Raw genomic sequence first — 26,509 nt, forward strand, 5'->3', positions numbered from 1 at the left:
CCCGATCTTTTATCCTGATATAGTTTTTGAAACAGTATGCGATTAAATCCAAGCCAACAACAAGCGGTTGAATTTGTAACAGGACCTTGTCTGGTTCTGGCGGGTGCTGGCTCTGGCAAGACCCGAGTGATCACCAATAAAATTGCCTACCTGATCCGCGCTTGCGGTTATCAGGCTCGCCATATTGCAGCAGTCACTTTTACTAATAAAGCGGCACGTGAGATGAAAGAACGTGTTGCCCAAACCTTGGGCCGTAAGGAAACACGAGGGTTAATGATCTCGACTTTCCATACTTTGGGTTTGGAGATCGTTAAGCGTGAATATAAATCGCTGGGAATGAAAAGCAATTTTTCACTGTTTGATGACCAAGATCAGATGGTTTTGTTGAAAGATCTTACAGCCGATTTGTTGGAAGAAGATAAGGATCTACTGCAAAAACTGATTTCGAGCATTTCTAACTGGAAGAATGATTTAATGTCACCAGAGCAGGTGATGAGGATGGCCCGTTCAGCGCAGGAACACCAGTTCGCAGAATGTTACCATCGTTATGACTTGCATTTGAATAGTTGTAATGTTCTCGATTTTGATGATCTGATTACCAAACCAACTTTGCTGTTAATGCGCGATGAAGAAGTCAGGGAGCGCTGGCAGAATAAAATTCGTTATTTGCTGGTGGATGAATATCAGGATACGAACACTAGCCAGTATCAGCTTGTGAAACTGTTGGTTGGTCGTCGGGTACGTTTTACGGTAGTTGGTGATGACGATCAATCCATTTATTCATGGCGTGGTGCTCGCCCACAGAACTTGATCCTATTGAAAGAAGATTTCCCGCAGTTGAATGTGATTAAGCTGGAGCAGAATTACCGTTCATCAGGACGGATATTGAAAGCGGCGAATATTCTGATAGCTAACAATCCCCATGTTTTTGAGAAAAAACTCTTTTCAGAGTTGGCTTATGGTGATTCGCTCAGAGTGATCGAAGCAAATAATGAAGATCATGAAACGGAACGGGTGGTGGGGGAGTTGATCGCTCACCACTTTATCAATAAAACGGAATATAAAAATTACGCCATTTTATATCGTGGTAATCACCAATCTCGTATCTTCGAAAAAATGTTGATGCAGAACCGTATTCCTTACCGGATTTCGGGAGGAACATCATTCTTTTCTCGGCCTGAAATTAAAGATTTGCTCTCTTACTTGCGTGTTTTGACCAATCCAGAGGATGACAGTGCGTTTTTGCGTATCGTCAATACACCACGGCGGGAAATCGGTGCTGTAACGATCCAAAAATTGGGGGAGTGGGCAAATCAGCGTAACAAGAGTTTATATCAAGCCAGTTTTGATCTTGGGCTAGAGCAGTATTTAAGCGGACGTGGCCTGGCTGCCTTGCAGCGCTTTACCCACTGGATGGACGAAATATCCCGTCAGGCAGAACGAGAGCCATTGTTGGCAGTAAGAGACTTATTGCGTAGCATGGATTACGAAAGCTGGTTATATGAAACTTCTCCCAGCCCAAAAGCGGCTGAGATGAGAATGAAGAACGTCAATCAACTCTTCACTTGGATGAGTGAAATGCTTGAGGGAGATGACCTGAATGAACCAATGACCCTTTCCCAAGTAGTGGCGCGTTTTACATTGCGGGACATGCTGGAGAGAGGTGAGGAAGATGAAGAGTTAGATCAGGTTCAGTTGATGACACTACACGCTTCCAAGGGGCTGGAGTTTCCCTATGTTTTCTTGGTTGGCATGGAAGAAGGATTGTTGCCACATCAGAGCAGCATTGATGAAGACAACATTGAGGAAGAGCGTCGTTTGGCTTATGTGGGTATCACCCGTGCGCAGAGAGAACTTTTTTTCACTTTTAGCAAAGAACGTCGCCAGTTTGGTGAACTTATTCGTCCGGAACCGAGCCGATTCTTGCTTGAATTGCCACAGGATGATTTGCACTGGCCGCAGGGAAAGCAAGTGATTAGTGCGGAAGAAAGGATGATACAGGGGCAATCGCGTCTTGCTGACATTAAATCACGTTTGGGACTCGGGCAGAAAAACGGTAATAAATAAGTTGTACGATTAGCAATGTGATAACCCTGCATTTGTAGATAAATGCAGGGAATAAAGTAAACTTCAGCCCAGACGAGCGTTATTTTGTTCCTCAAAGAACAACAACCATTGGACATAACTCTGCCACTTCATTTCTTGCTGTAATGCTTCAGTTCTGAGTGGGTGTTTCATCTGCCATTGATGGGGCAAGGTGATAATGAGAGTCTCATTTTCTACCTGTAACCGCAAAGCTGGCAACGTGTCATCCCTTCGGCGGTTGGCGAAAATAATTGCCAGACGTAATAAGCGGCATAACCGCTGCGCCTGTAGCGGTCGCACGGCATTTTGCTGGCTGAGCGATGCTAAATCCACTGGGCCGCTTTGATTTTTCAATAATGTAGTCAGCAGCCGTTTTTGGGCCGGAGTATAACCAGGCAGATCCAAGTGACTGATTAAATAAGCAGAATGTGCAGGTCCCTGACGAAAATCAATAAACAGGCCTATTTCATGAAGCAAGCATGCACTGTTCAACAACTCACGACAGCGCTCGTCCAATTTCCATGGCTTGGCAATTTGTTGGCAAAAATTTTCAGCCAACTGTTTGACACGCTGTGCTTGCTCAATATCCAGTTGAAAACGTTGCTGAATATTGCGCAGGGTTCTTGCTCGAATATCCTGTTCAATCGGCAAATCCAACATCCCATAAACCAGACCTTCACGCAGCGCGCCACCTGCCAATATCATGCTTTCGATATTCAATGCTTGAAAAATGGCAATTAAGATTGCTAATCCACTTGGAAAAACCAATGCCCGCTCCAGTGTCAGCCCATCAATTTCCAACTCTTCCAACTTGCCGCACTCAATCGCCTGATGTTTGAGTTGCTGGAGCTTGGGAAGGGTGATCAGTTCATCCATACCTTGAGCAATCATAATTTCCTGCAAGGCCTGTACTGTACCGGAAGCACCCACACAAATTTTCCAGCCTTGCTCAAGCAGCTTAGTCGTAACGGAGCTGAGAATATCATGTGCGGCAGCTTCTGCGTTGGCAAAGTTTTCTTCTGTCAGGCTGCGATCATTGAAATAACGCTCCAGCCAGGTGACACAGCCCATTTCAAGGCTAAGGAGCTGATTAGCTTTGGCTCCGACACCGGTTACCAATTCGGTGCTGGCACCGCCAATATCTACGACAAGTCGATTTTCAGGCCCACCGGTAGTGTGAGCAACACCTTGATAAATTAACTGAGCTTCTTCTTCACCACGGATCACATTGATTGGGGTGCCCAATATCTCTGAGGCTTTCCTGACAAATTCATCCGAATTTTCTGCGAGTCTCAAGGTTGCTGTAGCAACAACGCGGATCTGCGTGGCAGGGATATCCTGCAAGTATTCGGAAAAGAGGCGCAAACATTGCCATCCCCGTTCCATTGCCTGTTGTGATAAATGGTTATTTTTATCCAATCCGGCAGCCAGTCTGACTTTGCGTTTGATGCGGGTGACGACTTGAATGCTGCCGGATACTTCACGGACAACCAGCATATGAAAACTGTTTGAGCCTAAATCGATAGCCGCATAAAGCGAAGAAGCACTCAGCATAGTATTTATTCCGGCTTGTGTTATTTCAGCATCGTATTATTTCATCTATTGCATCATCTTAGCTTGGGCGCTTACGGTTGCGCGTTGCATTACCACGGCGTGGCATGCTGGTACGCCGAGGGTGCCCCCCTGAGCGAGCGCGATTACGGCGCTTAGGTATAGGCAGATCGTTTAGCAGTGCATCACTGTTATATTTACTGACAGGTATCTGGTGCTGGATATATTCTTCAATGCTCGGTAAGTTCAGCACATACTCTTCACATGCCAGGCTGATGGAATGCCCACTTTCTCCAGCACGACCTGTCCGGCCAATCCGGTGGACATAATCTTCACAGTCATCTGGTAGATCATAATTAAATACGTGTGTTACAGATGAGATATGCAGCCCACGAGCGGCAACATCAGTGGCAACCAGAATGTCCAGATTGCCCAGACTGAATTCCTCAAGAATACGCAGGCGTTTTTTCTGCGCAACATCACCGGTCAGCAGACCAACACGATGACCATCGGCAGCCAGATGGGCCCAGATATCTTCACAGCGGTGCTTGGTATTGGCAAAAATGATGCAGCGATCAGGCCATTCTTCTTCCAGCAGAGTCTGTAGCAGACGCATTTTTTCTTCATTGGAAGGGTAAAATAGCTCTTCCTGGATACGGTGTCCTGTTTTTTGCAGAGGTTCTACTTCCACATACTCAGGATTATTCATCTGTTCAAAAGCCAGTTCACGTACTCGATAAGACAGAGTTGCGGAAAACAGCAAATTCATTCTTTCTGCGGCAATAGGGAGTCGGCGGAACAACCAACGAATATCTTTGATAAAGCCCAAGTCATACATGCGATCAGCTTCATCAAGCACAACAACCTGAATGGCACCAAGATGGATATGGCCCTGTTTTGTGTAATCGATCAGGCGTCCTGTTGTGCCAATCACGATATCGACACCAGCAGCCAGTACCTTCAGCTGCTTATCATAGCCATCGCCGCCGTAGGCAAGACCCATTTTCAACCCAGTGACTTTCGCCAATCCTTCTGCATCAGAGTATATCTGAACTGCCAATTCACGGGTAGGCGCCATAATCAGTGCTCTTGGCTGATTGGTTTTATGCTCTTGTGACGCAGGATGGGTCAATAAATAATTAAAAGTAGATGCCAGAAATGCCAGCGTCTTGCCCGTTCCGGTTTGTGCTTGCCCCGCAACATCTCGGCCTTCGACAGTAAAAGGCAATGTCAGCGCCTGTATCGGCGTGCAGTTGGAAAACCCATTTTTATCAAGGGCTTCTAATACTTTGGGGTGCAATGTGAAGTCGGAAAACTTCTTTTCTGTCAAATGTGTTTTGCTCATAGTGAGGTAGAATATCAGTTAACTATTGCTTTAAGAAAGTGTATCCGCTGAAATAAAGACACCCTTTGTTGATCAATGTACACTTACACTGTAAAAGATTTTACTTTTGGAGCAAAAAATGAATGTAAATATTATCCATCTAACGGATGCTGGTTTTGAAAATGATGTACTGAAAGCCGAGGGCCCTGTTCTCGTTGATTTCTGGGCTGAATGGTGTGGCCCTTGCAAAATGATTGCCCCTATTCTGGATGAAATCGCCGCAGAATACGCAGGAAAACTGACGATTGGCAAGTTGAACGTTGATGATAACCCAGCAACAGCCCCAGAATACGGTATTCGTGGTATCCCAACACTAATTTTGTTTAAAGGTGGTGAGAAAGTTGCAGTAAAAGTGGGGGCTTTGTCAAAAACTCAACTGAAAGAGTTTTTGGAACCACACCTCTAATTTAGAGTCAGGTCACAGGAATTACGGGCGTTTAGCGTATGAGGTGATTTATCCGATTGACCGCTAGACGTCTGCTACGAAGCGTGGTAAGTTAGCAACCGTGTGCTTATATGAAGCTTAGCTTGAGTGAATTCTTTATTTTATACTCTGATATAAAGGTTTATTGATAGATCTTGGTATAATTTGATATATCTTGGTATAAAGAGTTGACATTAAGCGTGTTGCATACTAAACAATCTGTAGTGTCTGATAAATCTGTTATCTCTGGGTCCATCTGAAGTATCTGATAGCATATCGCATTTGGTAAAATTTTTGAGTCTATATACGAGTAACTCAGTATATAGCTTAGTACACCCATAGCGTTCTAATGCTGAACATCTTTAAGCAGAGTGTTTTTATCCCAGGCATTTTTATGTTGAGTCTTCTCATATTCAAGATAAAATCCGTTTACGATGTTTGTGTTAAAAAACGTTTGTGTTAAAAGTGGCTATGCTGAATGTGTATGCTGAAATTGTGTCCACTGTTATCACCTTATAATAGTGTCTGCATTATAGAATTGTATTTACATTATAGATAGTTATAACATATGGCACATAGATAGTCAGAAGACATAATAGTTAGAAGATAGTGAAAAGATAGTTATAAACAGTACTCATACCGAGATAATGTTTACGCTGAGATAATAGTGCCCATATTGAAATTAACCATGTTTCGCTATTACTTCAGTCGTGTTTGACAGTTTGTCAGCCTTATTTTGAAATCAATCTGAGTACTTCAAGCTATTGCCTTGTAATATAATTTAGTATATTAGAAGGTTTTATTCGTTTCTGGTACAAATAAACAGGCATCGATAACGCTGCCATACCATTCACGTTCATAGTTCGAGATATACCCCGAGTTAAAGAACCCACCATTATGAATCTTACCGAATTAAAGAATACGCCGGTATCTGAGTTGATTACTCTCGGCGAAAATATGGGGCTGGAAAATCTGGCTCGTATGCGTAAACAGGACATCATTTTTTCTATTCTCAAACAGCATGCGAAAAGCGGAGAGGATATTTTCGGAGATGGTGTACTGGAGATATTGCAGGATGGATTTGGTTTCCTCCGCTCCGCAGACAGTTCTTACCTTGCTGGCCCCGATGATATCTATGTTTCTCCTAGTCAAATCCGCCGTTTTAACCTCCGTACCGGTGATACCATTTCAGGGAAAATCCGCCCACCAAAAGAAGGTGAACGCTATTTTGCCCTGCTGAAAGTTAATGAAGTTAACTTTGACAAACCTGAAAATGCCCGCAGTAAAATCCTGTTTGAAAACTTGACTCCACTTCATGCTAACAACCGCTTGCGGATGGAACGTGGTAATGGATCTACTGAAGATTTGACAGCCCGCGTTCTGGATCTGGCAGCTCCGATTGGTCGTGGTCAGCGTGGTCTGATTGTTGCTCCACCAAAAGCGGGTAAAACCATGTTATTGCAAAATATTGCAGCTAACATTGCCCATAACTACCCAGATTGCGTTTTGATGGTTTTGCTGATTGATGAGCGCCCAGAAGAAGTAACCGAAATGCAGCGTCTGGTAAAAGGTGAAGTTATTGCTTCAACCTTTGATGAACCAGCTTCCCGTCACGTTCAAGTGGCAGAAATGGTTATCGAGAAAGCGAAACGTCTGGTTGAACACAAGAAAGACGTTATTATCCTGCTGGATTCTATTACCCGTCTGGCTCGTGCATATAACACAGTGGTTCCTGCTTCCGGCAAGGTTTTGACCGGTGGTGTGGATGCGAATGCCCTGCATCGTCCAAAACGTTTCTTTGGTGCTGCACGTAACGTCGAAGAAGGCGGGAGTCTAACCATCATCGCGACGGCGTTGGTTGATACTGGCTCCAAGATGGATGAAGTTATTTACGAAGAATTTAAAGGTACAGGTAACATGGAATTGCACCTGTCCCGTAAGATTGCTGAAAAACGTGTTTTCCCAGCCATTGATTACAACCGCTCTGGGACACGTAAAGAAGAGTTGCTCACTGCACAGGATGAGCTACAGAAGATGTGGATTTTACGTAAAATCATTCATCCGATGGGTGAAATTGATGCGATGGAATTCCTTATCAACAAACTGGCTATGACAAAAACAAATGAAGAATTCTTCGACTTTATGAAACGTTCATAGTTTTTTAAGATTGGTCATCCCATAATAAACAGTATCTATTTCACTAAAACGCCACATCTTTGTGGCGTTTTTTTTACTGCTTACATACTCTATTCGCCTAAAATGGTACATTTTTTGCATTGTATTCGAATGATTAGATGCATTTTTTCTAACCGAGAACTTTATAATTATGGATCACGTTTTACAGGTACATGATCCATTTGATTGATTTTATGAATCAGGACGCCTTGTTTTATTAACAGGGAGCTTATGGATTCGGTGTCGCGTGGGACATCCATAATTATATGAATAATAGATGCCCCATCATTATTTTTATAGAGAGTTGTTATTGTGAACATTCCCAGTATGAGTGCCGAAATTTTTTACGTATTTATATTCTCATTTGTGTTTTTGTTTGTGGCTCGTAAAGCAGCAAAAAAAATCGGTCTGGTTGATAAACCTAATTACCGTAAGCGTCATCATGGCTTAGTTCCTTTGGTGGGGGGGATATCTGTTTTTTTTGGTGTTTGTTTCGCATTTTTTATTACGAAAGAGTTTATACCTCATAAATGGCTGTATTTGGCTTGTGCAGGAATATTAGTTCTTATCGGTGCATTAGATGACCGTTTTGATATCAGTGTGAAGATTCGGGCAACCATTCAGGCTTTAGTTGGTATCAGCATGATGTATTTTGCTGGGCTGCAGCTCGATAGCTTGGGACACGCGTTCGGGCCGTGGGAAATGTCACTGGGGCCATTCAGCTACGTTGTAACTCTATTCGCTGTCTGGGCTGCTATCAATGCTTTCAACATGGTAGATGGTATTGATGGGCTGCTGGGCGGGTTATCTTGTGTTTCTTTCGGTGCGTTGGGCATTTTGTTGTACGGAAGTGGCAATACGGCGCTGGCATTTTGGTGTTTTGCATTTATAGCAGGGATTTTGCCTTACATTTTCCTTAATCTTGGAATATTAGGAAAACGTTTCAAGGTTTTTATGGGCGATGCGGGAAGTACCTTAATCGGTTTTACTATTATTTGGTTATTGACTGAAGCGACGCAAGGAAAAAATTCATCTATTCGTCCTGTGACAGCGCTATGGATTATTGGGATTCCACTGATGGACATGGTTGCTATTATGTACCGTAGATTGCGTAAGGGGATGAGTCCATTTTCTCCAGATCGCCAGCATATTCATCATTTGATTATGCGTGCTGGGTTTACCTCTCGCCAGGCATTTATCTTGATAACTTTGGCTGCGGCTTTATTGGCATCAATTGGAATTATTGCTGAACGGTTAATTTTTGTCCCTGAATGGGTGATGTTGGCATTATTTTTGCTTGCATTTATGTTGTATGGCTATTGCATCAAACGAGCATGGCGGGTAGCCCGTTTTATCAAACGGTGTAAGCGCCGTATGCGTCGGGCAGCAAGCCATCATTAAAAACATCAATTATCAAAGGGGTTTTGTGCAGTGATAAACTCAGAAACGAAATCTAAACAGGATCAACCTGCTATAGAGCATGAGCTGGATATTCGGGCACTGTGTTATGCTTTGTGGCGTGGAAAGATATGGATTATCGCACTGGCAATGATTTTCGCTGCTGTCGCTCTGGGTGCATCTTATTTGATGCAGCAAAAATGGAGCGCAACCGCTATTGTAAATTTACCGACAACCAATAATCTGGGTAGCTATTATTCGCAACAACAATTTTTGCGTAATTTAGATACTCATATCAATGCCTCGCCAGAGGCGCAATTACCAACCATTCCAGATGGTGCATATAAAGAATTCATGACTCAAGTCTCGGCATATGATACCCGTCGTGAATTCTGGCTTCACTCTGACTACTACAAGCAGCGCAAGGAAGGGCGTGTCAAAACGGATACCGTATTGTTGGAAGAATTGATCAACGATATTAAAATTACGCGCAGTGATGATAAAACATCGCTAAATGACAGTATCAAATTGACAGCAGAAACCGCAGCTGATGCCAATCGACTTCTGCGCCAGTATATTGCATTTGCCAACCAACGAGCGAGCAATCACCTGAACAACGAAATTAAAGGTGCATGGGCGACACGTGCCCAGTCAATGAAAGCGTTGGTTAAACGTCAGGAGATAGTGGCACAGGCGATGTACAATCGTGAATTGAATATCTTGCAGCAGTCTCTGAAAGTGGCTGAGAAACAGGGTATTCACCGTAATCAGACGGATATCCCCATCAAAGAACTACCTGAATCCAAAATGTTTATGCTGGGTACGCCATTGTTGCAGGCCCAAATTGAAACTTTGGAAGCCATAGGCCCTAATTACAGTATCGATTATGATCAAAATATTGCGATGCTGGCTACACTGAATTTCGGTCCGACTTTGCAAGATTCTTTCCTGACTTACCGTTATCTCAGAACGCCGGAGGAACCTGTCACCCGAGATAGTCCCCGCCGTGCTTTCATAATGATTTTATGGGGAGCTGTTGGCTCGTTGGTTGGTGCAGGTGTTGCTTTGGTAAGGCGTCCGCTCTCCGTCAGCTCATATAAATAACGGTATGTGAATAATATCGGTCAGTTAATAATCTGTCGTTTTTTAGGGAAGTCCCTTTTCTTGGAAGTAGCTGCAATGATTGACAAAATAAGAGAGTCACTGTGAAAGTGTTGACTGTGTTTGGTACTCGGCCGGAAGCCATTAAAATGGCTCCGTTAGTACATGCATTGGCTATGGATGCTGCTTTTGAAGCAAAAGTGTGTGTCACAGCTCAGCATAGGGAAATGCTGGATCAGGTATTGCATCTGTTTGGGATAACTCCGGATTTTGATCTTAACATCATGCAAAAAGGGCAGGATCTGACGGATATTACATGCCGTATCCTGCAAGGCATAAAGCCTGTATTGGAAGAATTCAAACCAGATGTAGTGTTGGTGCATGGAGACACCACAACGACTATGGCAACTAGTCTGGCCGCCTTCTACCAGCATATTCCGGTAGGCCATGTTGAAGCGGGTTTAAGGACCGGAGATCTTTATTCTCCATGGCCGGAAGAGGCCAACCGCAAGATCGCCGGGCACTTGGCCATGTACCATTTTGCACCGACAGAAAATTCTCGGAACAACCTCTTAAAAGAATCCATTGCGGAAAACCGTATTTTTGTTACAGGGAATACGGTTATTGATGCTCTGCTATCGGTACGTGATCGCATCATAAATGATGAAGCCATGTATGAGCAGCTTGCTGAGCTTTACCCTTTCCTTAGCCCAAATAAAAAAATGATTTTGGTGACAGGTCACCGCCGTGAAAGTTTTGGTAAAGGGTTTGAGCGCATTTGTGAAGCATTGGCACAGATTGCCAGAACACATCCTGATGTTCAGGTAGTTTATCCTGTCCATTTAAACCCGAATGTCAGTGAACCGGTTAAGCGCATTTTGCATGACATTGATAACGTTATTCTGATCAAACCACAGGATTATCTGCCATTCGTCTATTTGATGAATCATGCCTATTTGATCTTGACCGATTCAGGAGGAATTCAGGAAGAAGCGCCTTCTCTGGGAAAACCGGTTTTGGTCATGCGCAATACCACTGAGCGACCTGAAGCGGTTGATGCGGGAATAGTGCGATTGGTGGGAACAGAAACACAAACTATTGTTGCGGAAGTTACGCGTCTATTGACGGATGTTAACGCCTATCAACAAATGAGCCATGCCCATAACCCTTATGGTGATGGGCAGGCTTGCCAGCGAATTCTGGATGCATTGAAAAAAAATCGGGTGACATTATGAGTTTTGAAACAATTTCTGTTATCGGCTTGGGTTATATCGGCTTACCCACCGCAGCGGCATTCGCCTCCCGCAAAAAGACGGTTATTGGTGTGGATGTTAACCAACATGCGGTAGAAACGATTAACCGTGGCTCGATTCATATCGTTGAACCTGATTTAGATGAAGTAGTCAAAGTCGCGGTAGAAGATGGTTTTCTGCACGCTGTGACTGTTCCCCAAACAGCGGATGCCTTCTTGATTGCTGTTCCTACGCCTTTCAAAGTGGAGCATGAACCAGATATGGCTTATGTACGTTCTGCGGCGGAATCAATAGCACCTGTCTTGAAAAAAGGCGATTTGATTATTTTGGAATCCACTTCTCCTGTAGGTGCGACAGAGCAGATGGCAGAATGGTTAGCAGTGGCACGTCCTGATCTATCATTCCCACAACAATCGGGTGAAAATTCAGATATCGATATTGCTTATTGTCCTGAGCGTGTTTTACCGGGACAAGTGATGGTGGAACTGATCAAAAATGATCGCGTAGTAGGAGGCATGACAGCCAAATCCTCCCGCAGGGCAAGTGAGCTGTACAAGATTTTCCTTGAAGGCGAATGTGTTATCACTAATGCTAGAACAGCAGAAATGTGCAAGCTGACAGAAAACAGTTTCCGTGATGTCAATATCGCCTTTGCTAATGAGCTTTCCTTGATTTGTGCTGAACAGGGAATCAATGTGTGGGAACTGATCAGTCTGGCAAACCGCCATCCACGTGTAAACATTCTGCAACCCGGTCCTGGTGTAGGAGGACATTGTATTGCAGTCGATCCGTGGTTTATCGTATCCCAGAATCCTGAACAGTCCCGTTTAATTCATACCGCGCGTTTGGTGAATGATGGCAAGCCGCTGTGGGTAGTGGACCAAGTGAAAGCCGCAGTAGCTGATTGTTTGGCTGAGAGTGGCAAACTCGCGAGTGAGATTAAAATTGCCTGTTTTGGCTTGGCCTTCAAACCGAATATTGATGATTTACGTGAAAGCCCAGCAGTTCATATTACAAAAATGGTTGCACAGTGGCATGCAGGGCAGACTATCGCGGTTGAACCCAATGTGTGTGAGTTACCTAATTCACTGAAAGATTTGGTGGAATTGGTGGATGTAAATCAGGCATTAGAAGAAGCTGACGTTGCATTGATGCTGGTGGATCATAGCCAGTTTAAAGCCATTCATGGTTCTGCAATAAAACAAAAATGGGTTGTTGATACAAAAGGAGTTTGGCGTTGAAACGTATTCTTATTACAGGTGGGGCAGGTTTTATCGGCTCTGCGGTCGTTCGTCACATTATTAACCAGACTGAAGATAGCGTGGTTGTCGTTGATAGCCTGACTTATGCCGGCAATCTTGAATCACTGATTTCGGTTGCTAACCATCCCCGCTATGCGTTTGAACAGGTTGATATCTGCCAGCGTGATGCCTTGGATCGCGTGTTCCAGCAATATCAACCGGATGCAGTTATGCATCTGGCCGCAGAAAGCCATGTTGACCGTTCCATTGACGGGCCTGAGGCTTTTATCGAAACCAATATCATTGGTACTTATACTTTGCTAGAAGTTGCACGCGCATTTTGGCAACAGTTGGATCAGGAAAAAAAGGCCAAATTCCGCTTTCATCATATTTCAACAGATGAAGTGTATGGTGATCTGCATGGGGAAGAGGGATTCTTTACTGAAACCACACCTTACGCGCCGAGCAGCCCTTATTCAGCCTCGAAAGCTTCCAGTGATCATCTGGTCAGAGCATGGCAACGTACCTATGGCTTACCGACCGTAATCACCAATTGTTCGAATAACTATGGGCCTTATCATTTTCCGGAAAAACTGATCCCATTGGTGATCCTGAATGCGTTGGCAGGCAAACCCTTACCGGTCTATGGCAAGGGTGAGCAAATTCGTGACTGGCTGTATGTGGAAGATCATGCGCGGGCATTGTATTTAGTGGTTACCAAGGCGGAACCCGGTAAAACCTATAATATTGGTGGTCATAATGAGCGCCGGAATATTGAGGTTGTGGAAACGATTTGTGAATTGCTGGAAGAATTTTCTACTCAAAAAATGTGCCCTGAAAAGCCAGCAGGTGTTTCGCATTACCGTGATTTGATTACTTATGTGACAGATCGGCCTGGGCATGATATGCGTTATGCAATTGATGCGGCGAAAATTGAGCGCGAACTGGGTTGGACGCCACAGGAAACATTCGAATCCGGCATTCGCAAAACTGTACAATGGTATCTGGAAAATGAGAATTGGTGGCGCAGAGTCCAAGATGGCTCTTATGCAGGGGAGCGACTCGGACTCGGCAATGAATAAGTCCGTCAGGGGGAACAGATGAAAGGAATTATACTGGCCGGGGGTTCTGGCACCCGTTTATATCCAATAACGCGTGGTGTATCGAAGCAGTTATTACCGATTTATGACAAGCCGATGATTTACTATCCGTTGTCAGTTTTAATGTTATCGGGAATACGCGATATTTTGATTATCTCAACACCGGAAGATTTACCTGCTTTTAAGCGATTGCTGGGCAGTGGTGAACAATTTGGTATCCATCTTAGCTATGCAGAACAACCTTCACCTGATGGTCTGGCACAGGCATTTTTGATTGGGGAAGAGTTCATCGGCAATGATACTTGTTGTCTGGTGCTGGGCGACAATATCTTTTTTGGTCAAGCGTTCAGCCCGAAATTGCAAAATGTCTCTGCCCGGGAAACAGGGGCGACAGTCTTCGGCTATCAAGTGATGGATCCGGAACGATTTGGTGTCGTGGCATTTGACGAGCAATATCGGGTACTTTCCATTGAAGAAAAACCTGTACAGCCTAAATCCAATTGGGCGGTGACGGGTCTCTATTTTTACGACAACAAAGTCGTGGATTTTGCCAAACAAGTAAAACCTTCTGCCCGTGGGGAACTGGAAATCACCAGTATCAATCAGATGTATCTGGAATGTGGTGAATTGAATGTTGAATTATTGGGGCGTGGTTTTGCTTGGTTAGATACCGGGACTCATGACAGCCTGATTGAAGCCAGTACTTTTGTTCAGACCGTCGAAAAACGACAAGGCTTCAAAATTGCCTGTCTCGAAGAGATCGCATGGCGCAATGATTGGCTCAGTGATGAGCAGTTAAAAGCGGCAGCAGCAGACTTGGCGAAAACGGGTTACGGTAAATATCTCATGGATTTGCTCAATGTCTATTCACGCGAACCTTGAATCACTGGCTTGGGATAGCCATTTTTTTGGCTTGTCCACTGCTCGCCTGAGTTTTTCGCCAGAATCGGCAGAGTTGACGGCTGCCGATTTGGATCAATATGCATTGGTGCAGGCCAAGGTGGCTACCCAACAAACGACCATTATTGATGAACTGTCTGCCTTGGGGTTTTCTTTAGTTGAAGGTGAAGTCGATTTACTGTTATCGGTTGAGGCGGAAGATATTTCTGGCATTCATATGGGTAAAGAACTCATACAATTACTTTCTGCAAAAAAAGAAGATATCCCCGTATTGAAGGCCGTGGCTGCTCGTGTATTTACGGTCAGTCGCTTCCGAGCACCTTGGTATCAACCGGATGACAGCGGGCGATTTTATGCTGCTTGGGTTGAAAAAGCTGTTTTAGGCACATTTGATCATGAATGCCTACTTATCAACAATGAACACGATAAAATGGCGGGTTTTGTCACCTTAAGAGACATAGGTAACGGCGAGGCGCGCATTGGTTTATTGGCTGCTGTACCAGGCAATCATCATCAAGGGATTGGAAAAAAATTGATGTCGGCGGCGCAACAGTGGTGTCAGAACCATCAGATACAACGACTGAGAGTGGCTACACAAATCAGCAATATCACTGCCTTGCGTCTTTATACACGTAGTGGTTCCCTCATTGAGAGCACCGCATATTGGTTATACAGAGGACGAAATGATTCCATTTAACAAACCACCCGTAGTCGGCACTGAACTTGAATACATGCAACAGGCGATGGCTAGTGGCAAATTGTGTGGTGATGGTGAATTTACCAAACGTTGTGAAGCATGGATGGAGCAGCGCTTTAATTGCCCGAAGGTATTGCTGACGCCATCTTGTACCGCTTCATTGGAGATGGCAGCCATGCTGCTGGATATCCAGCCGGGTGACGAAGTCATCATGCCGAGCTATACCTTTGTTTCGACCTCTAATGCTTTTGTTCTGCGTGGTGCCACCATTGTGTTTGTGGATATTCATCCTGATACCATGAATATTGATGAGAGCAAAATTGAAGCCGCCATTAACGAGAAAACCCGTGCTATCGTACCAGTGCATTATGCGGGGGTGGCCTGTGAAATGGATACCATCATGGCATTGGCGAAAAAATATAACCTGTATGTAGTAGAGGATGCAGCGCAGGGCGTTATGTCCACTTATAAAGGCCGGGCACTGGGTACGATTGGGCATATTGGTTGTTTCAGTTTCCATGAAACGAAAAACTATTCGGCTGGTGGTGAAGGTGGTGCGACATTAATCAATGATAAGTCCATGATCACCCGTGCTGAAATCATTCGGGAGAAAGGCACTAACCGCAGCCAATTTTTCCGTGGGCAAGTGGATAAATATACTTGGCGTGATATCGGTTCCAGCTATCTGCTGTCTGACCTGCAAGCGGCTTACCTCTGGGGACAACTGGAAATTGCTGAAGAAATCAACCAGCGCCGTCTGACTCTGTGGAATAACTATTATCAAGCCCTGAAACCGTTAGCAGACGCCGGATATTTGGTTTTGCCAATTGTCCCGGAAGGTTTGGAACACAACGCCCATATGTTCTATATCAAGCTCAAAGATGTGGAAGAACGCAGCACATTCAACCGCTACATGAAAGAGAATGGCATCCTCAGCGTATTCCACTACGTGGCATTACATACCAGTCCTGCGGGTGAGAAATGTGGCCGTTTCCACGGCGAAGATCGCTTTACGACCAGCGAAAGTGACCGCTTAGTTCGTTTGCCGATGTTCTACAACATCACTGATGCAGAACAGCAAGTCGTTATCGATCGCATCAAGGAATTTTTCTCCTGACATGTCACTTGCCAAAGCTTCTGTTTGGACGGCAAGCTCCACACTGATCAAAATCGGTGTGGGGTTGTTGGTCATTAAACTTCTGGCGGTGTCTTTTGGCCCAACTGGTGTTGGGCAAGCAGGTAATTTCCGCCAACTCATTACTGTACTGGGTGTGCTCTCTGGTGCGGGTATTTTTAATGGCATCACTAAATACGTGGCGGAACACCACCAGCACCCGGAAAGGCTCAGGGCGATATTGGGCACATCGTCCTCTATGATTCTCGGTTTCTCGACCTTACTGGCAGTCATTTTCCTCTTGTTCAGTGAAGCCATTAGTATTGGCCTGTTTGGTCACAACCGTTACAAAACTGTTGTGCAGATGCTCGCATTTATTCAAATGGGCATCGCTTATGCCAACTATTTTCTGGCTATCCTGAAAGGGTTCAGGGATGCTAAGGGAAATGCGTTGGCAATTATTTTAGGGAGCCTGACGGGCGTAATTGCCTATGGTTTTTGTTATTGGCTGGGAGGCTACGAAGGCGCATTGGCAGGTTTGGCACTGGTGCCTGCATTAGTGGTTTTACCTGCTGGGTTGATAATACTGCATCATAAGGCCATCACATTTTCTGCCCTGAAGCCTATGTGGGATCGTGCGATTGCCAGCGATCTGGGCAAATTTACCCTTATGGCGTTGCTGACCTCCATTACATTGCCCGTCGCTTATATCATAATGCGAAATTTGCTGGCAGCGCGTTATAGCTGGGAAGAAGTTGGGATTTGGCAGGGAGCGAACAGTATTTCGGATGCTTATTTACAATTTATTACCGCTTCCTTCACTGTCTATCTATTGCCGACTCTTTCTCGTTTGGAGAGTAAGCGAGATATTACCAACGAAATTATAAAGGCACTGAAATTTGTCTTGCCTACTGTGGCTGTTGCCAGCTTTTCTGTCTGGCTGTTGCGTGATTTTGTTATTTGGCTGTTGTTTTCAGACAAATTCATCGCTATGCGGGAGCTGTTTGTGTGGCAGTTAGTGGGCGACGTGTTGAAAGTTGGCGCTTATGTTTTTGGTTATCTAGTGATAGCAAAAGCTGCACTGCGTTTTTATGTATTGACCGAAATGAGCCAATTTCTTTTACTGACGGGTTTCTCTCATTGGCTGATACCAGAAAATGGAGCCTTGGGGGCAGTTCAGTCATATATGGCAACTTACATTGTTTATTTCATTCTTTGTTGTAGCGTATTTATTATTTATCGCAGGCGAGCATGACAACCCTAATTCACGTTTTGGGATCGGATATCCCACATCACAATCAAACGTTACTGCGTTTCTTTAATGACGTCTTGGCACAGGAAATACATTTTCCCGCCAAACCGTGTTTTATGGTGGTGTCCAAAGACCACACATGGCTATCGAATTACCCTAATCTGGCTATTTCTCTTTATCACAGCAAATCTGACTTATCACAGGTGGTGATAGAGAAAGCAAAGGCTGACAGAACGGTTCGTTTTTTTTTCCACGGGCAGTTTAATGCGGCTTTATGGTTGGCTTTATTAGTGGGAAAAATCAAGCGACATCAATTTTTGTGGCATGTTTGGGGGGCTGATTTATATGAAGAATCCCGTCAACTGAAATTCCGTTTGTTCTACCTGCTTCGTCGATTGGCACAGAAACGGGTAGGGCATATTTTTGCCACGAGCGGCGATCTCCGGTACTTTTTCCAGAATTGCACCCGACGTTGTGTCCCGCGTTCAAATCAGGGCAAGCTTGATGTGCCATCATCATTACTCTATTTTCCGATCCGGATGGATCCTGCGTTGACGGTCACGGAGAAAACATGGTCATCGGAAGGAATTACCATCCTATTGGGGAATTCAGGGGATCAATCCAATCGCCATATTGAAGCTTTACATAAGATCCACCGCCAGTTTGGCGATGAGGCGATAGTGATTATTCCAATGGGCTATCCTGATAATAATCAAGCCTATATTCAGAGTGTAGAGCAGACTGCATTGTCGTTGTTTCCAGTGCAAAACGTCCGTATTTTGAAAGATAAATTAGCATTTGATGAATACTTATCACTATTGCGTCAATGTGATTTAGGGTATTTCATTTTCAAACGTCAACAGGGTATTGGCACACTTTGTCTGTTGGTTCAATTTGCTATTCCGTTTGTTCTGAGCCGCCAAAATCCATTTTGGCATGATTTAACAGAACAGCAGATCCCTGTTCTGTTTGAAGGTGATGAACTCAATAAACACTGGGTGCAGGAAGCACAGCGCCAGATGCTATCCCTCGATAAAAAGACGATCGCTTTTTTTGATCCTAATTTCATTGAAGGGTGGAAAATTGCCCTATCGGATGCATCTGGAGAGTATCAATGACCTTGACACAATTCGGTGGGCTTTTCGTTGCTTATGTGCTCTCACTGGTTTTTATCCTGACTTTGACGTATCAAGAGTTTCGGCGTGTCCGTTTTAACTTTAATGTTTTTTTCTCAATGTTGTACTTGCTGACATTCTATTTTGGCTTTCCATTGACCAGCCTGCTGGTATTTCAGTTTGATGTGCAGGTTGTGCCTGTAGATTCATTACTGCATGCAATATTGGCATCTGGCTGTTTTTATGCCATTTACTATGTGGCTTATAAAACACGCCTTACTTATAAAACGCGGCCCAGCGATAGTATAAAACCTGAAACCTTAATGATGACTTCGCCGCGTAAGCCTTTATTCACCATGAACCGAGTGGAAACGAATCTGGCGTGGTTGCTGCTCGCTGGTATTGCTATCGTTACGGTAGGTTCGTTCTTTATGCAGAACGGCTTCTTGTTGTTTAAATTACAGTCCTATAGTCAGATATTTTCCAGTAAAGTTTCCGGTGTAGCGCTCAAGCGATTTTTTTATTTTTTCATCCCTGCCATGTTGGTGGTCTTTTTCTTGAAACCGACCAAAGTACGATGGCTGTGCTTTTTGGTGGGGACAGTCGGGTTTGGTATCCTGACTTATGTGATAGTTGGGGGAACACGAGCTAATATTATTATTGCGTTTGCATTGTTTCTGTTTATCGGGATTGTCCGTGGCTGGATCACACTGTGGATGTTGTTTACTGCCGGTGTGATGGGAATAGTCGGTATGTTCTGGCTGGCTTTAAAGCGTTACAGCTTGGATGTGAGCGGAGCGGAAGCATTCTATACGTTCTTGTATCTCACGCGGGATACTTTCTCACCGTGGGAAAATTTGGCTCTGTTGCTGGATAATTACAGCAAAATTGATTTTCAGGGATTGGCTCCGATTATCCGTGATTTTTATGTTTTTATCCCCAGTTGGGTATGGCCGGACAGGCCCAATCTGGTCTGGAATACAGCTAACTATTTCACGTGGGATGTATTGAATAACCACTCTGGCCTTGCGATTTCGCCAACATTGATTGGTTCTCTAGTCGTTATGGGGGGTGTATTCTTTATTCCTTTGGGCGCGATAGCCGTCGGTTTTATTATCAAATGGTTTGATTGGGTTTATGAAATAGGAAAACAGGAAACCAATTGCTATAAGGCAGCAATTTTGCAGGCTTTCTGTTTCGGCGCAATTTTTAACATGATTGTACTCGCTCGTGAAGGTGTTGATTCTTTTGTTTCTCGGGTCGTGTTCTTTTGTATTGTTTTTGGCTTGTGTCTGGTCGCGGCGAAATTGTTGTATTGGTTATTTGAAAGTGCCGGGCTGATTCGAAAGCTTGTGGTCAGTAATTTGGCTACTGCGCGAAAAACATCTGTTATTTTGGATGTAAGGAAAAAAAATGGCGTTGAATAACATTCCCAAGTACTGCATTCGTGGCCTCAATATCTGGGGATTCCGTGGTATGTCGCATTTCCTCGACCATCTTTTCCAGAATGGGCGGGTAAAAACAGGTACATTGGTCGCAATTAACGCAGAAAAAGTGCTCACGGCAGAAAAAGACAATGCGCTGAATGTGTTGCTGGATGAGGCTGAATATTTGTACGCGGATGGCATCAGTATCGTACGTGCCATTCGCCGTAAATACCCTGATACGGATGTGGCACGTATTGCGGGTGCTGATTTATGGGAAGTCCTTATGGAACGGGCTGGACGTGAAGGTACGTCTGTCTTTTTGATAGGAGGGAAACCTGACGTCTTGGCACAGACAGAGAACAAATTGCGTACCCAGTGGAACGTCAATATCGTGGGCAGTCAAGATGGGTATTTTATGCCAGAAACGCGTGATGAAGTGTTTGAGCGGATTCATGCCAGTGGTGCTGAAATTATTACTATCGCAATGGGATCTCCCAAACAGGAAATCTTTATGCGCGATTGCCGTAAAGTTCATCCAGATGCATTGTATATGGGTGTTGGAGGAACTTATGATGTCTTTATCGGGCAAGTTAAACGTGCACCGAAAGTCTGGCAGAATCTAGGTTTAGAGTGGTTGTATCGCTTACTTTCTCAGCCAAGCCGCATTCGTAGACAGATCAGGCTATTGAAATTTCTTGGCTACTATTACGGTGACAAACTGTAATCTCGGTAACGCTTCTGTCTTATACTTGTACCTGCTGCGTTTACCTGCTGCATTGAACACATGTTATTTATGTGCAGCGGGTTTATCTCCTTTCTTATGCACGTCTAATAGATTTTCATGCCTGATAGATAGCTGGCAGTTTTATTGTGCTTAAAAAATAGTCATGGTGAGGTTGTTTTCTTCAACTGTGATGTTCAATAAAACAGACATCAACTCAATTTTATAATTTTTTATTTCACTGATTGGCAAAACGTGTTTTGATCCCAGCCTTTTTTACAACGATTGATTATCAATTCCTGTATTTTTTCTGTTTGTAAATATAAACATCATAAAAGTGGATAGGGAGTTTTATGAGTGATTCAAAACAGAGCCTGCAAAGGGGACTTGAGGCACGTCATATTGAGCTGATTGCGCTGGGTGGCACAATCGGCGTAGGGTTGTTCATGGGTTCAGCCAGCACTTTGAAATGGGCCGGTCCTTCTGTGTTGCTGGCTTACATTATTGCTGGGCTTTTTGTCTTTTTCATCATGCGTTCCATGGGAGAAATGTTGTTTCTTGAACCTGTAACGGGTTCATTTGCTGCTTTTGGACATAAGTACCTAAGCCCGTATTGGGGATATCTAACAGCATGGGGTTACTGGTTCATGTGGGTTTCCGTGGGAATCTCAGAGATCACTGCCGTGGGTGTTTATGCTGAATTTTGGTTCCCTGAATTACCTCAATGGATTCCAGCACTGGTCGCGGTTGGGTTAGTTGCCTTGGCTAATTTGGCTGCGGTAAGGCTGTATGGTGAGTTGGAGTTTTGGTTTGCCATGATTAAAGTCACAACGATTATTGTGATGATTCTGATTGGTATCGGCTTGATTTTCTTCGGCTTGGGCAACGACTGGCAACCTATTGGTTTGGATAACCTGACCTCACATGGCGGTTTCTTTTCTGGTGGATGGAAAGGCTTTTTATTTGCCCTCTGTATTGTTGTGGCTTCTTATCAAGGGGTAGAGCTGGTTGGCATTACAGCTGGTGAAGCGAAAAATCCACAAGTTACCCTCAAAAAAGCGATCAACAATATTTTGTGGCGTATTCTGATTTTTTATGTTGGTGCCATTTTTATTGTTGTGACGTTGTTCCCGTGGACAGAAATAGGAACACATGGCAGCCCGTTTGTGATGATTTTTGCTAAAGTTGGCATTGTTTCTGCGGCTGCGGTGATTAACTTTGTTGTGCTGACTGCTGCGCTTTCAGGATGCAATAGTGGCATGTACAGCGGTGGCAGAATGCTGTATGCCTTGGCGCAGAATCGTCAATTGCCTGCTTCATTGCTGAAGTTATCGAAAAATGGTGTACCAGTAAGATGTATTGCAATTACCATTGGTTGTTTGATTGCGGGTTCCAGCCTGAATTATCTGATACCAAATCCGAAAGCAGTATTTGTTTACGTTTATAGTGCCAGTGTATTGCCCGGCATGGTACCGTGGTTTGTGATTCTGGTCAGTCAGTTGAATTTTCGTAAGCACCATGAGGAAGCACTGAAGCAGCATCGGTTTAAGTCGATCTTGTTCCCATATATCAATTACCTGACATTGATTTTCCTCTGCTGTGTATTGGTGGGGATGGCAATTAACCCAGACACACGCTTTTCACTAATAGTAGGGGGAGCATTTTTGCTGATCGTGTCATCAATTTATTGGTTGAATAAATTGTTTTCGCAAAAAAAATCAATCTAGTTTTATTGTCTGATATTTAATCAATGAAACTATTTGTTGCAGTATTGCGGTGGAAATGTGCTGTCTTTATCAACTAAATGAGTAAAGCATAATCAAACGCATCATTTCTTTTAAAAAAGCACTGGACAGTACGACCTTAAATCCGTACTATCCTCCACCGCAACGGCGTTAAGCGCCCGTAGCTCAGCTGGATAGAGCGCTGCCCTCCGGAGGCAGAGGTCTCAGGTTCGAATCCTGTCGGGCGCGCCATTTAAAGCGTGCAAGAGCAGTGACAATGAGTTATCGTGGTCAATGGCATTGTTGTAAAATATCATTTTTGTAAAACATAGCAGTATGTAAAAAGATAGCTGTTATGGTGGCTATAGCTCAGTTGGTAGAGCCCTGGATTGTGATTCCAGTCGTCGCGAGTTCGAGTCTCGTTAGCCACCCCATCTTTTTTATGAAACGCGAGGGTGGCGGAATTGGTAGACGCGCTAGCTTCAGGTGTTAGTGTCCTTACGGACGTGGGGGTTCAAGTCCCCCCCTTCGCACCATAAAAGAGGTTAAAGGTATATTTCGGCGAGTAGCGCAGCTTGGTAGCGCAACTGGTTTGGGACCAGTGGGTCGGAGGTTCGAATCCTCTCTCGCCGACCAGATTCTGAGAAAACCCCGCAATAGCGGGGTTTTCTCTTTTTAGGTTTTTGCTAATTTCTTTCCACTTTTTCTTCTTATTCTTCTTACTTTTTTCTTCTCTCTACTTTCCCTGCTGATAAAAAATTTCCTTTTTATTTCTTTTTAATTTCTGGTTGGTTTTTTAACATAAAATCGAATGTTATCGCCTTTGTTAGAGAGTTAACTTTATGTTTTAAATGAAATTTTATATTGATGTTGTATATCAACGACAAATCATATTCCTTGACGTCTCAAAAAGGAGACATTTAAGCATATGATTTATAATATCTATATATAAGAGGCTCTAAGAGCGTCTCAAATGAGAGACGGTATTTTTGCCGATATTTGGTGAAAGTTAGACAATCTATTATGGAAAGTCAGTTAAACTTTAGGGAAGGGAAGTTTAATCTAATCAAAAAAATTGGCATGAAAAATGCATTATTAAAATTGTAGATACTCATCCCACTCATTATGACAGTGTATGACTTCATAAACCCAGGGATGATGTAGAGCTGATTGTCAGTGCCTATGGTCCACGTTATAGATGAGTAAGTATCACTGTCTTTTCATCGCAAACCGGACACAACGTTGAGTGAGGCACTATCCGTCTGTAGACCTGATTGTATTTATACACCTGTCTTTTTTGATAGGTGTTTTTTTTATCTATAGAAAAGTTGATATTTTATATGATGCGTCTCAGTTAACGATTCAATGGCGTACATATATCATCGTTAACTGAGGTATGAAGTTATGTGCTTTTATGCTTCGGTGGCATTATCACGCTTTAAGGTCAGCATAAAGCCTTTGCTACGGGTTTGGTTGGCTTCTTCACGTTTTTGTAATCTGTCCAATGCATCGGCAAGCCATGCATAATCATGGGCATCCGGTCGCTGCACAAGAGCAGCTTTAAATGCCGATTCAGCGTTCGCCCATTCACCATGGCGCAAGGCAACCTGTCCCAGCGTACTATTGAGCAATGGAGTTGCACCGTGTTGCTTTAATAGCTGAGAAAGCATTTTTTGTATGGCTTCATAATCACTTGTCTTAAGATGTGGAATTAATAGCAGGAAACGTTCGTCGTACTGCTGTTTTAAACCATTTAAAATGATTTGCTGGGCAGCCCCGTGATCATCACATTCAATCAAATGCTCGGCCATTGCGACTTGCAGCACAATATCATTGCGAATCTTGTGGCTTTGATCTTTCCACCATACTTTTAGCCCAGCGTTGCCTTTCTCTGCTATAACTTGATTCATTAATCCGATATAGGCTTGCTGACGCAATTTAAGGATTTCTTCTTCATCGTGCAGATTAACTTTCAGCATAGAAGGTAAGATATCAATCAGAGATTGATAATCACCTGAAAGAGAATAAGCCTGTTCAGCTAATCGCAGCACTTCAGGGTGACGAGGAGCATGACCCAGTAGTTTATCCACTCCATTGCGTGCGGCATAAATTTCACCTTGAGCCAATTGGATACGGACGCGGGTAATATCAACGGGTAGCAGGTCCTTATCAGCAACTTTGGCTGCTTGTTCAATATATTGGTTAGTGTGGAAATAATCGCCGCGTCGCTGAGCGGCTTCGGCTGCCAGCAAATAATTCACGACAGGATATTCTGCATAGTTAGCGTTGCGGGTCATCAGGCGCTCAACTTGCTTGAAATCTCCTTCAGCCAGCTTCAGCAATGCTTGTTTAGTCTGTGAACGAGCACGATTGCGTTTATATCCGCCAAAGATCCAACTATGAGTGAATGTACTGGTACGTTTTAACCGACGATAACACCAACCGATGAAAATCAGCAGGAATTGCAGCAGAAGGAAGATGATTACCAGACCGGTAATACTGGTAGTGATGTTATTTTTATCCGTCTGGATCAAAACGTAGCCTTGGTGGCCTGCCATCAAGGGGCCGAGTACGATCCCTACAATAAGGACAATGAACAGCAATAATACTTTTAGCATGTTCAGATCTCCTCAGCGGGTGTTTTTGACTGTTCGGCTGTGCCTGTTGTCGTAGATAGTGATTGAGCTTCAGGCTGTGTTTCTGGTTGGGTGCCAGTTTGAGATTGCTTGGAATTAGATGACTGGCCGGAATGCGGTAAATTGTAGATACGTTTACGTACTAGCTCTGCCAATATTGGCTGGCTGCTCAATTGTTCAGGAACATCAATCGAAAGGGGTCTCTTTTGCAGTGAACCAACATTTTTTAAAAAGTTTTCTGCATCCGGATTAGAGGTATCAAAATAAGCCTGCACCCAAGATTGAACATCTGCTAATGCGCCCTGATAAATTTTAACCTGATGGCGCGGAACCGCCTGCGCAGCAATCAGCAGTTTTGAGCGAATGTTCTCGCGAAGGTAAACGCCCTGATTGGGTGCCAACAGCGGCTCTTTGCTGTTATCACGAGGGGTAATGGTAATGAAATTATCCATAAAACTGTGCCAGCTATTGCTTAAGTTTTGACGCCAATCAGAGAGTGAAGCCGTGATTTCATGATTGTTTGCCTTCTCCGATGTGGCTTGTTCTGCTTTATTGGCGAGGTGCAAGTTATCGATTTGGTTTGATAGCTGATTCAGCGTCAGGATAATGCCATCTAAATCAATTTGTTTGATTTTGGTCAGAGAATCGATATCAGTCATGATAGCTTCACGGGCATAGCGCAGACTAGGATCATCCATTTCAGCGAGGTTCTGATCAGCATCTTTCAGCAATGCGATGGCAGTGGTGATATCCTGTTCACTCCATACTTTGCGGCCAGCCATCTTAACGAGAGAGCTTGCCTGTGCCAGTCGCCAGTTTTCGATATCAGTATTTGAAAATGCTGAAATACGGTTTTGAAGATCAGACATGCGGCTATCTAGCTGTTGGCCTTGTGAGCTGACTTGTTGTAAGGAAGCCTCTATATTTTGGAATTTGGCATCAAGACTTTGTTTATCGGCAGATTGCTGTTGTGTCAGAGAGGCAACTTCTTGTTGAAGAGCGATATTTTCAGCCCTTAATTCCGCATTTTGCTGTTGACCATGATAATAAATATAAAGAACACCAACACCTATCACCAGTGAAATGGCAATTGAGAGCGTATTGCCCACCCATCCATAACTCTTGGGTTTGTGGGAAGGAGTTGCAGGCTGTTGAGGGTGTTTCGTCTCAACAGCATCAGTGGATTGCTTTTGTTCCGTCATAATGGACAT

20 protein-coding genes and 4 tRNA genes are annotated in these 26,509 nt (G+C 44.0%); 20 read left to right on the forward strand and 4 right to left on the reverse strand.

The window, feature by feature from the left end; all coding sequences use genetic code 11:
- The first annotated feature begins 36 nt into the window (after positions 1–36).
- Entirely contained in the window at positions 37–2,067 is a 2,031-nt protein-coding gene (gene rep, locus BM135_RS00075; RefSeq protein ID WP_092516686.1) for a DNA helicase Rep, read from the forward strand.
- Positions 2,068–2,130: 63 nt separating this feature from the next.
- Here rep and gppA read toward each other — a convergent pair whose 3' ends face one another.
- Positions 2,131–3,639: a guanosine-5'-triphosphate,3'-diphosphate diphosphatase gene (gene gppA / locus BM135_RS00080; RefSeq protein ID WP_092516688.1), complete on the reverse strand. Its 1,509-nt coding sequence runs from the start codon at positions 3,637–3,639 to the stop codon at positions 2,131–2,133.
- A gap of 58 nt (positions 3,640–3,697) precedes the next feature.
- Positions 3,698–4,981, reverse strand: coding sequence for an ATP-dependent RNA helicase RhlB (rhlB, locus tag BM135_RS00085; protein WP_092516690.1), 1,284 nt, complete (start codon positions 4,979–4,981; stop codon positions 3,698–3,700).
- Between the two features lie 118 nt (positions 4,982–5,099).
- Between rhlB and trxA the strand changes: the two genes are divergently transcribed.
- The 19 genes from trxA (at position 5,100) to BM135_RS00185 (ending at position 23,298) form a co-directional block, all read left to right on the forward strand.
- Entirely contained in the window at positions 5,100–5,426 is a 327-nt protein-coding gene (gene trxA, locus BM135_RS00090) for a thioredoxin TrxA (protein ID WP_092516692.1), read from the forward strand.
- 915 nt (positions 5,427–6,341) lie between these two features.
- Positions 6,342–7,601 (forward strand): transcription termination factor Rho, encoded by a 1,260-nt coding sequence (gene rho / locus BM135_RS00100; RefSeq protein WP_074020680.1) that lies wholly within the window; start codon positions 6,342–6,344, stop codon positions 7,599–7,601.
- 330 nt (positions 7,602–7,931) lie between these two features.
- Positions 7,932–9,020: a UDP-N-acetylglucosamine--undecaprenyl-phosphate N-acetylglucosaminephosphotransferase gene (gene wecA / locus BM135_RS00105; protein ID WP_092516694.1), complete on the forward strand. Its 1,089-nt coding sequence runs from the start codon at positions 7,932–7,934 to the stop codon at positions 9,018–9,020.
- A 30-nt stretch (positions 9,021–9,050) separates the two neighbouring features.
- Positions 9,051–10,121 (forward strand): ECA polysaccharide chain length modulation protein, encoded by a 1,071-nt coding sequence (wzzE, locus tag BM135_RS00110; RefSeq protein WP_092516695.1) that lies wholly within the window; start codon positions 9,051–9,053, stop codon positions 10,119–10,121.
- 101 nt (positions 10,122–10,222) lie between these two features.
- Positions 10,223–11,353 (forward strand): non-hydrolyzing UDP-N-acetylglucosamine 2-epimerase, encoded by a 1,131-nt coding sequence (gene wecB / locus BM135_RS00115; protein ID WP_092516697.1) that lies wholly within the window; start codon positions 10,223–10,225, stop codon positions 11,351–11,353.
- The gene (wecC, locus tag BM135_RS00120; protein ID WP_092516699.1) at positions 11,350–12,612 is read left to right on the forward strand and encodes a UDP-N-acetyl-D-mannosamine dehydrogenase; all 1,263 of its coding nucleotides are present in this window, start codon (positions 11,350–11,352) and stop codon (positions 12,610–12,612) included. Before wecB ends, wecC begins: the two co-directional genes overlap by 4 nt.
- On the forward strand, positions 12,609–13,694 hold the full coding sequence (gene rffG / locus BM135_RS00125) for a dTDP-glucose 4,6-dehydratase (protein ID WP_092516701.1): 1,086 nt from the start codon (positions 12,609–12,611) through the stop codon (positions 13,692–13,694). The genes wecC and rffG overlap by 4 nt, the downstream gene beginning before the upstream one ends.
- An 18-nt stretch (positions 13,695–13,712) precedes the next feature.
- Positions 13,713–14,594 (forward strand): glucose-1-phosphate thymidylyltransferase RfbA, encoded by an 882-nt coding sequence (gene rfbA, locus BM135_RS00130; protein WP_092516703.1) that lies wholly within the window; start codon positions 13,713–13,715, stop codon positions 14,592–14,594.
- Entirely contained in the window at positions 14,572–15,309 is a 738-nt protein-coding gene (gene rffC / locus BM135_RS00135) for a dTDP-4-amino-4,6-dideoxy-D-galactose acyltransferase (RefSeq protein ID WP_092516705.1), read from the forward strand. The genes rfbA and rffC overlap by 23 nt, the downstream gene beginning before the upstream one ends.
- Positions 15,296–16,426 (forward strand): dTDP-4-amino-4,6-dideoxygalactose transaminase, encoded by a 1,131-nt coding sequence (gene rffA, locus BM135_RS00140; protein WP_092516707.1) that lies wholly within the window; start codon positions 15,296–15,298, stop codon positions 16,424–16,426. Before rffC ends, rffA begins: the two co-directional genes overlap by 14 nt.
- A 1-nt stretch (position 16,427) precedes the next feature.
- On the forward strand, positions 16,428–17,678 hold the full coding sequence (wzxE, locus tag BM135_RS00145; RefSeq protein WP_092516709.1) for a lipid III flippase WzxE: 1,251 nt from the start codon (positions 16,428–16,430) through the stop codon (positions 17,676–17,678).
- Positions 17,675–18,793 (forward strand): TDP-N-acetylfucosamine:lipid II N-acetylfucosaminyltransferase, encoded by a 1,119-nt coding sequence (locus tag BM135_RS00150; RefSeq protein WP_092516711.1) that lies wholly within the window; start codon positions 17,675–17,677, stop codon positions 18,791–18,793. The genes wzxE and BM135_RS00150 overlap by 4 nt, the downstream gene beginning before the upstream one ends.
- On the forward strand, positions 18,790–20,217 hold the full coding sequence (gene wzyE, locus BM135_RS00155) for an ECA oligosaccharide polymerase (protein WP_092516713.1): 1,428 nt from the start codon (positions 18,790–18,792) through the stop codon (positions 20,215–20,217). Before BM135_RS00150 ends, wzyE begins: the two co-directional genes overlap by 4 nt.
- Positions 20,204–20,941, forward strand: coding sequence for a lipopolysaccharide N-acetylmannosaminouronosyltransferase (wecG, locus tag BM135_RS00160; RefSeq protein ID WP_092516715.1), 738 nt, complete (start codon positions 20,204–20,206; stop codon positions 20,939–20,941). The genes wzyE and wecG overlap by 14 nt, the downstream gene beginning before the upstream one ends.
- A 350-nt stretch (positions 20,942–21,291) precedes the next feature.
- A complete protein-coding gene (gene thrP / locus BM135_RS00165) occupies positions 21,292–22,665 on the forward strand; it encodes a bifunctional threonine/serine APC transporter ThrP (RefSeq protein WP_092516717.1) in 1,374 nt (457 codons plus the stop codon).
- A 172-nt stretch (positions 22,666–22,837) separates the two neighbouring features.
- Positions 22,838–22,914: transfer RNA gene (locus tag BM135_RS00170), tRNA-Arg, on the forward strand.
- A gap of 106 nt (positions 22,915–23,020) precedes the next feature.
- A tRNA-His gene (locus BM135_RS00175) sits at positions 23,021–23,096 on the forward strand.
- 15 nt (positions 23,097–23,111) lie between these two features.
- Positions 23,112–23,198: transfer RNA gene (locus BM135_RS00180), tRNA-Leu, on the forward strand.
- A 23-nt stretch (positions 23,199–23,221) separates the two neighbouring features.
- Positions 23,222–23,298: transfer RNA gene (locus tag BM135_RS00185), tRNA-Pro, on the forward strand.
- Between the two features lie 776 nt (positions 23,299–24,074).
- Here BM135_RS00185 and hemY read toward each other — a convergent pair.
- Together hemY and hemX are read right to left on the reverse strand one after the other, a co-directional pair.
- On the reverse strand, positions 24,075–25,280 hold the full coding sequence (gene hemY / locus BM135_RS00190; RefSeq protein ID WP_092516719.1) for a protoheme IX biogenesis protein HemY: 1,206 nt from the start codon (positions 25,278–25,280) through the stop codon (positions 24,075–24,077).
- A gap of 2 nt (positions 25,281–25,282) precedes the next feature.
- Positions 25,283–26,500: a uroporphyrinogen-III C-methyltransferase gene (gene hemX, locus BM135_RS00195; protein WP_092516721.1), complete on the reverse strand. Its 1,218-nt coding sequence runs from the start codon at positions 26,498–26,500 to the stop codon at positions 25,283–25,285.
- Between the last annotated feature and the right edge of the window lie 9 nt (positions 26,501–26,509).

The sequence above is a fragment of the Xenorhabdus japonica genome (assembly GCF_900115195.1).
GTDB lineage: Bacteria > Pseudomonadota > Gammaproteobacteria > Enterobacterales > Enterobacteriaceae > Xenorhabdus > Xenorhabdus japonica.